This window comes from Epilithonimonas sp. 33E, assembly GCF_059372615.1.
In genome coordinates this window covers 2,848,170-2,861,327 of sequence record NZ_CM182009.1, presented here as the reverse complement: position 1 = coordinate 2,861,327, position 13,158 = coordinate 2,848,170, and the positions used below count along the sequence as shown (strand labels likewise).

Below are 13,158 nucleotides of genomic sequence, written 5' to 3'. Positions count from 1 at the left end.
TAATGTTTATTATATATGATTTAAAGCAGGCTTAACATTTCATCACATTAATGTGTTTACATTTGCGGAAGGAAAAAGGGGGAATTGCAGGGCTTACAGAATGTTAATTTTTGCCAGTAAGAAATTCAGAAACATTGACTGTAATGATGTTTATCAATATAAAAATGTTAAAAAATAAATTAAATTTTGCTGAATGCATTTTTTTGTTAACTTAGCATCCCTTTACAACAATTAAAAATATAAACAATTTTTTAAACTTTAATAAAATGAAAAAAATCTTTACAATTTTAAGTATTGCAGCTGCAATGACAGTTTCTGCACAATCAAATCTATTTGCTGGTTCTGATTTTAATGACTGGACTGCTTTCGAATCAAGCTTAGGCTTCGCTCTTAAGTCTGGGGAACAAAGTACAACAGGTGGTGTTGGCGGAACAGGTGCATTGAAAATTACTGATAATACAGGCACATCAAACATTTATGTGATGACAGCTAATAAAAATATGAATGTAACAGGAATTAATTATATAACATTGAAAGTAAAAGGTGTTGCTGGTGGAATTTCTTTCAACGCCGGAGATGGAACAGCTACCGGAAGTAAGTATTTTAATGTTCCTGCAGGTACTACTGGCAATGTTACTTTGACTGCAACAGGAGCAAATGCCTATACGGGAAGCATTAATGCTAATGATTGGATCACAATTACATTGGATCTTACTGGTGTAAATTGGGGGCCAACTCCAGCATTCTCTATCAAATTACAAAAAAGTTCAACTAATGCATTGTTTGTAGATGATATCAAAGGATCTGCATCACTTGCAGTTGCTGATTTCACAAAAGCAAGCTCTAACTTGGTTAAGAATACTGTTGTTGGTGAATCTATCTCTTTTGCTAAAACTGCTGACATCCAAATTATCAACGCTGCTGGACAAGTTGTAAAAGCCGCTAAAGTAACAGAAGGTTCTATATTGAATGTTTCTTCTCTTGCAAAAGGTGTTTATATCGTAACAGGTACAGTAAACGGTGAGAAAGTATCTCAAAAAGTTATCAAAAACTAATTATAGTTTTTTACTTAAAAATCAAAAAGGCTTCCAAATTTTGGAAGTCTTTTTTGTTTTATATGTGTTTTGTCTGGAGCTCTTAATCATTTCTGCTAGTATTTGCGATGTCATCCTGAGCTTGTCGAAGGATCTTTCATATTATAAATTTCAAGTTATAAGTATTGTAATAATTTTATTAATATGGTTGTGTTTATGAATAATATAATAATTGTTTGGTGTCAATTTTATTTATAATTTAGGAAAACAATAACAAATTAATATTTAACTATGAAAAAAACAATTATTCTAATGGGAATCCTATGTGGATTAACCATTAATGCACAGAGCTGGTCATTATCAGGAAACGCTGGAACAACACCAGGTGCTAATTTTGTGGGTACAACTGATAACAAAAATTTAATTTTTAAAACTGGCAATACAGAAAAAATGAGGATTAGCACGGATGGAAAAGTAGGAATTGGAGTTACGTCTTTTCCTGAACTCGCTGTCTGTAATAGCTTGGATTGTCCTCCTGTAGAAAATTATAGACTTTTTGTTAAGGATGGAATAAAAACTGAGAAAGTGAAGGTGGAAATAGCTTCTGAAAATGATTGGGCAGATTATGTTTTTGCTAAAGATTATAAGCTAATGCCACTCAAAGAAGTGGAAAACTATATTAATATAAATGGTCATCTTCCGGAAGTACCATCTACAGAAGAAGCGATTAAAAACGGTATAGAGCTAAAAGAGATGAATATCCTGCTTCTTAAGAAAGTGGAAGAATTAACATTGCATCTGATTGAGCAGAATAAGAGAATAGAAGAGTTGGAAGCTAACCATAAAAAGTAAAATATGAAAACCATAATTACAATTTTGGTATTTCTAAGTTTTACATTTTCTTTTGCTCAGGAGCATTTTAAATTTTATATAGAAATACCAAATAGCACAATTGTACCAGAAATTTCATATAGAAGAAATGGCACGGTAAGTCTTTCGTTTGTTAATAATGATCTAAATACATTATTTTCTAATTACAGTATTTATAAGTTTGAAAGAATATTTCCGACTGCTACAACCCCGAGATTGCAAAAATTATATTTAATAGAATCTGGCAATTCTGATTTATTTAATAATTTGAAAACAAATCACACCAATTATTTTCCTACGATAGAAGAACAAAATGCTGTTGGAGAACTTTTATATACTCCAAATGATTGGGATTTGAATGATCCTGTTTATCATCATGCTAATTATGATTTAATGAATGTTCGAGAGGCTTGGGATTACAGCAAAGGAGATCCTGATTTTCTAATTGGGATTTCCGACAGCGGAATTAATTTAAACCATGAAGATTTAATAGGTAAAGTTTCAGCTCTTGATTTAGCAACTGATTGGCATGGTACTTCAGTAGTAGGTATTGCAGCGGCAAATACTGATAATAATATAGGAATACCTGGAATTGGTTTTAATTCTAAAGCATTGTTCAAAACATACTATGGAACTCCTTTGCAAATGATGAATACATTATTACTGCTATCACAAAATGGAGCTAGAGTTGTGAATGCAAGTTGGCATAATGGCACATGTACTTATAGTGCTGATGAACAATTAGTAATGAACGAAATTTATAACAATGGAACAGTAATAGTTGCGGCAGCTGGAAATGGGAGTACTTGTAGTAACTCTTCCAACTATGCTGATACATATGTATATCCTGCAAGTTATGATCATGTAATTAGTGTTTCCTCTGTTGGTATGGCAGAAGTTGGATATTTAGCTTGCTGTGGACCATATATTGGGGAGAACTATAATTGGCGAGATCGGGTTGAAATTTATCCTGGTCATCCAGAAGTGAGACATCAAACCAATGATCAGGTTGACTTGAGAGCGCCTGGTACAGATGTTAGATCATTGTTTGATCCTAGATATAATAATGAAGGAACTAAATATGCACATATTTTTGGGACATCTATAGCTGCACCTCAGGTTTCTGGAGCTATAAGTCTCATGTTCACGGCAAATTCTTGTTTAAATCCGGATGAAGTGGAATCGCTATTAAAGTTAACATCTGTAAAACTTGATTCAATACAAGAAAATTTACCTTATCTCGGAAAATTAGGCGCAGGTAGAATGGATGTAGGAAAAGCAACTAAAGCTGCATGGCAGATGAATCCTGCTAATGGAGGGGAAGTATTACTTAAGAATAGAACATTCGAACGTTGGGACTTCGAACTCCTTAATTCTCCCGAATATATAAGATTAAAAAATGAAGGATTTATCCAAAATACAAATGTGAAATTCCGAGCAAAAAAAGGAATTACTTTGGATACTAATACTTTGTTGGCTCCAGGTTCGGGAAAGAGCCATTACTTATATGTGGAGAATACGGACACTTGTTTCTACTTTAATAAATCATTTAATCCAACAGAAATTGTCGGAAAAAAAGCTAATAGTACTGAATTGTCCCATTCAAATATTAAACTATATCCTAACCCCTCTAGAAATTTCATCAATATTCATACAGGAGATAATATTCAAAGAACAGACATTTATGATATGGCTGGTAAAATTGTAAAAACTAGTTATTCAGTAAAAAGAATGAATGTTGAAGATTTGCCTAAAGGTAGTTATTTGGTTAAAGTACAATTATCAAATAATGAAGTTGAAACTATTAAATTTATCAAAAACTAATTCTTAATTTATTAAAAACAAAAAGGCTTCCAAATTTTGGAGGCCTTTTTTAATAAACTCCTCGTCTAAGATTATTAATCAGAGCACCGAGATTCAGAACCAAGGTATATCGTATCCTGTAACCATAGTCTTTGAATGAGGGCTCAAATCCTAAACTGGACGCTACAGGAAAATAGATTTCCAAAAAATCTGGCACCACTTTTACCTTTACGCCGGAATCCCAAATAAATTCGGTGCTTCTGCTTTTATTTTTATAAATCCCTGCATCAGCATACAGGTTGAACCATTTCCAAAGATGAGAATCAACATTAATACTTGTGATGAATTGATTCACAGATGTATTAAACATCGATTTGAAACCGCCCTCTGCCAGAATAAACTGTTGAGATAGGATTCCCGAGGTGGCACTCTGCCCCAATAATCCATAAGAAAAAGAATAATTGGAAACACGGGATATCCCATAATTGAACAAAGCATTCTTCGTGTCGTTCCTCAAAAAATAGCCTGCAAACCAACGGAAGCTGATTTTTTTGTCTTTAGCAAATTCCCAGCGGTAAAACGCTTCAGCAGAAATTTTCTGAAAATCTTCCATCCATTGCAAATTGCCCGAGATGTATTTTTCGTGAATCAATCGGTTATCGGAATAGGAATAACCAAGATTCCAAAGGTTATATTTGGAATACAAGTTATTCTCAATCATCAATGGTGTCAATTCCCGCTCATAATAGTTATATGAGAAATATAAACTTCTTCCGATGGCACTTCTGGGATTTTTGTTGAAATTGAGAGCCGTTGCTGCTCCAAATTTTTTATAAGCCAAATCCGTATTATAATGAAAATAGGAACCTGAAACTGCAAAATTCCAGCTCCTGAAAAAGCTGTTCGGTGGAAGAATCGAATAGCCAAGTGCACCCGAACCCGTCAATTTCCCTGTTCCTGTACTGTAATACGGTGTGAACGAATAATCAAATTTCTGGTCAAAGATCCCCTGATTCTTAAAATTGAGACCAACCAAAATCTTATCGTAAGCATTGAATGTTAATCTCGGTGTTAAAAAGATTTCATTGTATTCAGGGTTTTGAATGTCTTTAATCAGCTTGAATTTTATTTTTTTTGTGTTGGAAAATAAGCCTTTTGTATAGATATAATTGTCTCTGTAATTGGATTCAGGAAAAATGTAATTATCATTTAAAACAATTTTTGCCACATTTTCTTTTGGAATCAGAATCGAGTCTTTTGCTATGGAGCTGCCATCTTTCCAATAAGTTGCTTTCTCATCATTCTTATTTTCCGATTCAATTTTTAAAGGGATATTGGAAGCATTTTTATTTTTGATATTTACCTGATAATGATCGTTTTGTTCTTTAATATTTTTCAAATTAAAATTAATCCTGTGCTTCTCATCCATCATCGGACTCAGAAAGACTGATTTTCCGGAAGTGAATTTTTCAATATTATTGAGGAAATCTTTACCTGTTGTTTTGGTTTTATAATTAGAAGACAGATAATTTTTCAGGAAAAAATCAAACGAATTTTGCCCTTGGTATTCCGAAATATAATTCAAAAGACTTCCCATTTCAAATTGACTGATTGCAGTTGTATTAAAATTGCTCAACAGATAATATGGCGTTGTTATTTTCTGGTCGAGATTCTGCGTGTAGATATAATGATAAGCCAGTCCGTAACGCTCGGAAAGCTTCAGCTTGGAAGCATGAAATAATTTCAAAGGTTTGATTCCGAAAATCTTTGCATTATCGGGAAGATTCCCAAGAAGCTTATGATTGGGGTAGAAATTTTTCAGGTATTGGATTTCCAGATAGGATTTCAAGCCGTTTTTCAGCCAGTGTTCTTCCGTTTTATTAGTAATGAAATATTCGTCCATTATTTTCTTTGAGACCGCACTGAAGTAATCTAGATCCGTCTTTTCATAATCCGTAAACATCTGGAATTTGAATTTCCAGAATTTGATGTCATCAATACCGATAAATTCTTCCTTATTCAGGAATTTTTGAGTAATGAACAATTTGTCAGGAAGATTTCCAACTCTTGCCTTTATGAATTTGAGTTGTGTCGGCAAAAGAAAACTTAAAACCTGTCTTTGATATTCAGTGATTTGATAACCTAGTTGGATATTGATTTTCTGACCGTCAACATCTAATAAAAATTCGGGATAAATCTCTCTGGACAATTGAAATTCCGGGTCATTGATCGAAGTTCCTTCAAATTTGGAATCTGATTTTTGATTAAGGTTAGAATAGATTTTCCAACTGTTTGGAATTTCAAAATTCACATTCCAAAATGAGCCGGCGTTGGCAGTTTCTTCCGTATCTCTATATGAAACGTTACTTTGATTTTCATTTTCATAAGTTTCCGGAACCAGGAAAAAATATTTTAAAAGAATGCGATTGGCATCCAAACCATAACCTGTAAAACGGGCGTCAGGCAACTGAATTTGATATTTCAGATTAAGTCTAATACTCTTTCCAGATTCCAAAGGCTGCCCAAGCGGAATAAAAATGTTTTCCTGAGTTTTATTAAGGATTTCTGAGGAGATATTCCCGTAAGAATATTGGAGATTTTCTAATTTCCCCAGTTTATCATCTTTAGCAAAATACAAATCCTTTTTCCTGTCTTCAACTTTTCTTTTGAGAAGTGGTGTCTTGCGATTTTGGTAAGCCGAAACCCAATTCAGCAGCTTGATTTGATTAATGGATTTCTGATGCGGATTATGATAAATCAAAGTCTGTTCTACAGAAATCGATTTTTGATCATCATTCAGTTTTACATTCAACAAAATGCTGTCTTGCTGAGACTTTGCCCAGAAAAAAGGAAGAAATAAGACCAAACATAAAAGAAATCGCTTCATCAAAAAATATAAGTAATTAAAACTACTACTTTTTTTCTGATGAAGCGAGATGTTATATTGTTAAAATTACAAAGAATCCTGATAAGCTTTCCAGCCTTCGTTTTTGTAACGTAAAGCTTCTTGTTCCGGCTCGTCTGCTTTATAGATGCCGCGTCCAACGATGATGAAATCGGTACCGTAATTTTTAATTACATGTTCCGGAGAATTGTATTGCTGGCCTTTGTCATCGCCACTTGTACCCAAATTCACACCTGGTGTAAACAATAAGATTTGGTCAGAAACTTGATTTTGTGCTACACAACCGATTATACTTGGATGATTCTCTATGATTTTCAAAGCTTCTTCACGATAATGAGAATCTGTTAAAGTTCCTTCAGAAGACATTCCTAAAATCGCGACCACACCAACATTCATAAAGCAATCTAAGCTTTTGCTTCCTCCAATAACGTGGGAAGTTACCAAATCTGCCCAGTTGGAAATCTTGTAAGTTCCGTAAGAAAACTGCAGTTCCTGAGTGTTCCCGATGTCAGCAAATTTCCGGTCTTCCATCAAAAGGAAATTATGTTTTGTCGCCAAATCTTTGAGCGGAAGAATGGTTTCGTCAGCATCAAAATCGTTCAGAATATCGATATGAGTTTTAAGAGCCACAATGTGAGGACCAACAATGTCAGCGAAATCCAATAATTCTTTTGTGGTAATAAAATCTGCCGATGCAATTAAGTTTGATCTTTTTTCAATAGCGATTTCAAGGATTTTCTTAGCAAAAGAATGTTCCGCTACTTCCAGTTTTTGTTCGTAAGACAGACGTTTTTTCTCTTCAAAAACCACTTGATTTCCGTTCACAAAATCTCTGATTCTCGATACTTCCTCATCATCGATGTAATTAACTTCTCTCAGGATTTCCACAACCTCAGAGATATTGAAAAGCGAATGAACTTTGTAACCTTTAGCTTCTAGTTTTTCTTTTCCGCCTTGCTGTCTATCAAGAACTACAACAATGTCAGAAACCTTGATGCCTTCATTTTCAACCTCATCAATGGTTTCTACCAAAGATTTTCCGGATGTGATGACATCTTCTACCAATAGACAGTTTTGTCCTTTCTCGTAGATTCCCTCAATCAGTTTTTTTGTTCCGTAAGCTTTGGCTTCTTTTCTCTTAATAATTAATGGGAGATAACTTTCCAGCGACATTGCTGTCGCCATTGGAAGCGCTGCATAAGGAACACCACAGATGATATCAAAATTATCCAGCGGCAACATTTCCAAGAGATAATTAGCTAGTTTTTTCAGGATTTTCGGATCAGAAGCGAGTGGCCGCAAATCCACATAAAACGGACTTTCTATTCCGCTTTTCAGTGTAAAACGCCCAAACTTGATAATCCCGAGTTTATAACACTCGAGGAAGAATTCTTTTTTACTTTCCATTGACTTTCTTTAGATTTCGACAAATTTAAGGCTAATTTTTATTAACCACAAAGGCACAAAAGTTTGAAAATCAAAAACACAATTTTGTCATTCCGTAGGAATCTAAGCAAACTCTGTAGGGATTCCTACGGAATGACAACTAAATGCTCAAAATATTTCATTGAATTTTTCACCACTTTCTTTTGTGACTTTTGTGGTTTATTCTTTCCACTTCGGATTCGCAGCAAAAATCTTTTCATTGATTTTGCAATCGTCGGAATGTGCGCCTTTCAGAAAACCAATACTCATCAGAAACTCACCGACGATTTCGCCGCCTGTGAATCTAAAGGTTTTTTTGAACAGTTTTACCCATTCTTCCTTTGTTTTCGGATGATGATGTTCCAACCATTTTTCGAATGAGCCAAATTCCTTTTTGAGTTCCAAAATGGTTTTGGCGTTTTCTATGGCTGCATTGACTTTGAGTTTGTTTCTGATGATTCCCGGGTCAGCCAATAATCTCTCCCGGTCTTTTTCTGTGTAAGCGGCAATTTTATCGATACTGAAATTGCTGTAGGCTTTTCGGAAAGAATCTTCCTTTTTGAGAATCGTTTCCCAACTCAATCCTGCCTGATTGATTTCCATTATGAGTCTTCCAAACAATTCATCATCGTTATGGATAGGGAAACCGTAGTGATTATCGTGGTAGTTTTTGTGCAACGCTTTCCGGTCTTCGGGCTGCATTGTTTCTATGGCTTGGCAGTATGACATCTTATATTTTTAAAATTGAATGTAAAGGTAATTTTTTTTACCGGTTATTAAAATTTCCCTAAAATAGGTAAAAGGAAGAGTAAAGTAAACAAAAGAAAGAGTTGAGTAGACAGTCAGAGGTCTTGAATAAGCATTCAGAAGAGTTAAGTAAGTAGTCAGAAGACTTGAGTAGATAGTCAGGGGTCTTTAGTGAGCATTCAGACGAGTTCAGTAGACAATCAAAGATCTTAAGTAGATTATCAGTCAAAGTTTAAAATTTAACAATGATATCTGGTTTGAAATATTGTTTAATAAGCTGTGAATATGATTAAGGATTAGAATTAACAATTTCTTATCTTCGTGCAAAGCTTTTTTAAAATGTATAAATCAATATCTTTTTTCTTTTTACTTTTCTCTTTTGTCTTTATCAATGCTCAGATTGAGGAAAAAAAACTGGATGAACTTATTCAAAATTCTCTTAAAACTTTTGATGTTCCGGGAATGTCTGTTGGCGTTGTGAAAGATGGAAAACTAATTTATGCGAAAGGTTTTGGTGTTCGCTCGCTCAACAATAATCAGCCGATGGACGCCAATACCCTGGTTGGTATTGCTTCTAACAGTAAAGGTTTTACCTGTACAGCTCTTGCCATTTTAGCAGACGAAGGCAAACTCAATTGGGATGATAAAGTGACCAAATACATACCGGAATTCCAGATGGCTGACCCTTACGTTTCTCAAAATGTAACGATAAAAGATTTGATTACGCATAGAGCAGGATTGGGATTGGGACAAGGTGATCTAATGTTTTTTCCGGAAGGTGGTAATTTGACAGTGAATGATATTGTTCATAATGTAAGATTCCTCAAGCCGGAAAATCCTTTCAGAACAACTTTGGATTATAATAATATCATGTTCATTGTTGCCGGAGAAGTGATTCATAGAGTTTCCGGTTTACAATGGGCAGATTTTATCGAGCAAAGAATTATGAAACCTGTCGGGATGACGGCGAGTTTTGGTTCTTATAATAGAGCGAAAAATTCTCAGAATATTATCGATGCACACGCTCCGGTTGATGGGAAAGCGATTGCTGTTCCACACGACTGGAACGAGACGGCGAACGCTGCAGGCGGTATAATGAGCAATATTCAGGATATGACGACTTGGGCCAATTTCCTTCTGAATGGATTTGTGACCAAAGACGGGAAACGTCTGGTTTCTGAGAAAAACGCTCACGAATTATGGAGTCTTCAAATTCCGGATAAAGTTGGGATGACTTCGCCTTATGATACGCATTTTTATGGTTATGGATTGGGCTGGTTTTTGAGCGATGTTAAAGGTCATTTGCAGGTTCAGCATTCCGGAGGTTTGATAGGGACTGTAACCCATTTTACATTGATTCCTGATTTGAAACTGGGAATTGTAGTTTTGACGAATCAACAATCTGGTGCGGCATTTTCTACGATTACCAATTCTGTGAAAGATGCATATCTAGGTGTTGAAAACCGTGATTGGTTGAAACTTTACGGTGACAGAAATAAAAAAAATGAAGAGACTTTTGCCAAGCAGAAGAAAGATGTTTATGATAAAGCTTCGAAGTTCAAATCTGATTTGAAAGACGACCAATTTATCGGCTGGTACAAAGATGATTGGTTCGGGATTGTTGAGGTTTCCAAACAAGGCAAAGGTTACAGAATCATCTCTAAATCTTCTCCAAGACTGAAAGGTGATTTGATTCCCTATTCTGCGAATTCTTTTGTGGCGAAATGGGATGACAGAAGTTACGATGCCGATGCGTTTTTTATTTTGAATTTTGATGAAAACGGAAAAGCGGTTTCTGCGAAAATGAAACCGATTTCTGATGTGACGGATTTTAGTTTTGATTTTGAGGATTTGGATTTGAAGAAGATTAATTAGAAAAGTTGATTTGATAAAATAAAAACGCCTAAACAATTTTGTTTAGGCGTTTTTATTTTATAAGAATTCAAACCACATTAAATTGGCTTAAATTCTAAGTTTTGCTCTTTCAATAATTTAGCTTCAGCTTCTTTGTAATAACCGCTTGCTAATTTGTTGTAAATCGATTCGAAAGCTGCAAGTGTTTCGTTGATTTCAGCATCGGTGTGAGAAGCGGTTGGAATTAATCTAAGAAGAATCATTCCTTTTGGAATTACCGGATAAACTACAACAGATGTGAAAATTCCGTAATCTTCTCTTAATTCTTTAACTAATAAAGTCGCTTCAACAGGTGTTCCCTGGATAAAAACCGGCGTTACACAAGTGTTGGTGTCACCAAGATTATATCCGATTTTTTTCAATCCACCTTGAAGTTTTTCAACATTTTCCCAAAGCTTAGCCTTGATTTCCGGTCTTGTTCTCAACAGTTCCAATCTTTTCAAACCTCCGATTACCATTGGCATTGTCAGAGATTTAGCAAAAATCTGAGATCTTAGGTTGAATTTCAAATAACGGATAATCTCTTTGTCTCCAGCTAAGAATGCTCCGAAACCAGCCATAGACTTAGCAAACGTAGAGAAATAAACATCAATCTGATCTTGGCAACCTTGCTCTTCACCAGCTCCTGCTCCGGTTTCTCCCAATGTTCCAAATCCGTGAGCATCGTCAACCAAGATTCTGAATTTATATTTGTCTTTAAGCGCGCAGATCTCTTTCAGTTTACCTTGTTGTCCTCGCATTCCGAAAACACCTTCGGTAATTACTAAAATTCCACCGCCTGTTTCTTCAGTGACCTTTTGAGCTCTGATTAAGTTCTTTTCAAAACTTTCGATATCATTATGTCTGTAAGTGAAACGTTTTCCAGCGTGCAGTCTGACACCGTCCACGATACAAGCGTGAGAATCTACATCATAAACAATCACGTCATTTCTTGAGACCAAAGCGTCAATCGTAGAAACCATTCCCTGGTAACCGAAATTCAAAAGATAAGCAGAATCTTTCTTAACGAAATCCGCCAATTCTCTTTCCAGTTGCAAATGCTGTACAGTTTCTCCGGACATTGCTCTGGCTCCCATCGGATAAAACATTCCAAACTCTGCAGCGGCTTTGGCATCAGCTTCCAAAACTTCGGGATGATTACACATACCCAAATAATCATTAGCACTCCAAAAAATAACCTCTTTCCCCTGAAACTTCATTCTCGGTCCAATTGGTCCTTCTAATCTTGGGAAAATATAGTATCCTTCACCATAATCTGCAAATTGTCCCAGCGGACCTGGATTTTGTTTTATTCTTTCAAAAATGTCCATTTTTTCTAACTGATATTTTTATTGATTGAAAAAACCTTTTGTATGACAAAAGGTTATGAATTTTGTGTTTAAATTTTATTTGATGATTTCTGTTTTGAAAACTTCATCATAGTTGTGAAAACAGTTGTTGATAAAGCCTTGTTCTTCCATCCATTTGTCGCTGTATACTTTAGTGATATAGCGGGAACCATGGTCTGGAAAAATTAATACTATCAAGTCATCTTCTTTGAACTCATGGGAATTGGCATACTGAATCAAAGCCTGAGTTACTGCTCCAGTTGTGTAACCGCCCATTATTGCTTCCTTCAAAGCAATCTCTCGGGTTCTGTAAGCTGACATCTCGTCATTAACTCGTACATATTCATCAATCGTATCAAATAAAAGCGCACCCGGAATCAAATTTTTTCCAAGACCTTCAATCTGATAAGGATGAATTTCTGTTTTATTGATTTTTCCTGTTTCGTGATAAGTTTTCAGGATAGAGCCATCCGCATCTACACCAATCACTTTGATGTCAGGATTTTGTTCTTTCAGATATTTTGCGGAGCCGGAAAGCGTTCCGCCAGTTCCTGTGCAGGCAAAAAGGTGAGTTATTTTGCCTTCCGTCTGTTTCCAAATCTCAGGGCCTGTGGTTTGGTAATGTGCATCAATATTCAATTCGTTGAAATACTGATTGATGTAAACCGAATTAGGAGTTTCCGCAGCAATTCTTTTAGCTACTTCATAATAAGATCTTGGGTCATCTGCAGGAACTGAAGCCGGGCAAACATAAACTGTTGCGCCAAGTGCCTTTAAATAAGCGATTTTTTCAGTCTTTGTTTTATCGCTAACTGCAAGAATGCATTTGTAACCTTTGACGATACAAACCATTGCAATAGAAAAACCGGTGTTTCCGGAAGTGGTTTCTACGATTACAGAATCTGATTTCAGGATTCCCTGTCTTTCTGCATTTTCTATAATATGAAGTGCAATTCTATCTTTTGTAGAATGCCCTGGGTTATAAGATTCCAACTTAGCGTATACTGTCGCAGGAATGTCCTTGGTAACCTGATTTAACTTGACCAACGGTGAGTTGCCAATCAAACCAAGAATATTATCGTATACATTCGTCATTTTATATCATTTTTTCTCTCAAAAACTGTCTGCAAAA

9 protein-coding genes are annotated in these 13,158 nt (G+C 35.4%); 4 read left to right on the top strand and 5 right to left on the bottom strand.

The window, feature by feature from the left end; all coding sequences use genetic code 11:
- Window positions 1-266 precede the first annotated feature (266 nt).
- The 3 genes from AC5P2S_RS13100 to AC5P2S_RS13090 all read left to right on the top strand — a co-directional run bounded on the left by AC5P2S_RS13100 (window position 267) and on the right by AC5P2S_RS13090 (window position 3,728).
- Window positions 267-1,055, top strand: coding sequence for a T9SS type A sorting domain-containing protein (locus AC5P2S_RS13100; RefSeq protein WP_494555170.1), 789 nt, complete (start codon window positions 267-269; stop codon window positions 1,053-1,055).
- Between the two features lie 270 nt (window positions 1,056-1,325).
- Window positions 1,326-1,886, top strand: a complete 561-nt coding sequence (locus tag AC5P2S_RS13095; protein WP_494555169.1) for a hypothetical protein — start codon at window positions 1,326-1,328, stop codon at window positions 1,884-1,886.
- Between the two features lie 3 nt (window positions 1,887-1,889).
- Window positions 1,890-3,728 (top strand): S8 family serine peptidase, encoded by a 1,839-nt coding sequence (locus tag AC5P2S_RS13090; RefSeq protein ID WP_494555168.1) that lies wholly within the window; start codon window positions 1,890-1,892, stop codon window positions 3,726-3,728.
- Between the two features lie 49 nt (window positions 3,729-3,777).
- Here AC5P2S_RS13090 and AC5P2S_RS13085 read toward each other — a convergent pair whose 3' ends face one another.
- From AC5P2S_RS13085 to AC5P2S_RS13075, 3 genes are all read right to left on the bottom strand, one after another.
- On the bottom strand, window positions 3,778-6,594 hold the full coding sequence (locus AC5P2S_RS13085; RefSeq protein WP_494555167.1) for an aminopeptidase: 2,817 nt from the start codon (window positions 6,592-6,594) through the stop codon (window positions 3,778-3,780).
- Window positions 6,595-6,660: 66 nt separating this feature from the next.
- Window positions 6,661-8,019: an orotidine-5'-phosphate decarboxylase gene (gene pyrF / locus AC5P2S_RS13080; RefSeq protein WP_494555166.1), complete on the bottom strand. Its 1,359-nt coding sequence runs from the start codon at window positions 8,017-8,019 to the stop codon at window positions 6,661-6,663.
- A gap of 198 nt (window positions 8,020-8,217) precedes the next feature.
- Window positions 8,218-8,766 (bottom strand): DNA-3-methyladenine glycosylase I, encoded by a 549-nt coding sequence (locus tag AC5P2S_RS13075; protein WP_494555165.1) that lies wholly within the window; start codon window positions 8,764-8,766, stop codon window positions 8,218-8,220.
- Between the two features lie 357 nt (window positions 8,767-9,123).
- On the opposite strand from AC5P2S_RS13075, the gene AC5P2S_RS13070 reads away from it, so the two are divergent.
- The gene (locus AC5P2S_RS13070; RefSeq protein WP_494555164.1) at window positions 9,124-10,659 is read left to right on the top strand and encodes a serine hydrolase; all 1,536 of its coding nucleotides are present in this window, start codon (window positions 9,124-9,126) and stop codon (window positions 10,657-10,659) included.
- Window positions 10,660-10,736: 77 nt separating this feature from the next.
- On the opposite strand, the gene AC5P2S_RS13065 is transcribed toward AC5P2S_RS13070, so the two are convergent.
- Window positions 10,737-12,008 carry an aminotransferase class I/II-fold pyridoxal phosphate-dependent enzyme gene (locus AC5P2S_RS13065; protein ID WP_494555163.1) on the bottom strand — a complete coding sequence of 424 codons (1,272 nt, stop codon included), beginning with the start codon at window positions 12,006-12,008 and terminating at the stop codon, window positions 10,737-10,739.
- 75 nt (window positions 12,009-12,083) lie between these two features.
- Complete coding sequence (locus AC5P2S_RS13060; protein WP_494555162.1) at window positions 12,084-13,121, bottom strand: PLP-dependent cysteine synthase family protein; 1,038 nt, start codon at window positions 13,119-13,121, stop codon at window positions 12,084-12,086.
- Window positions 13,122-13,158 lie beyond the last annotated feature (37 nt).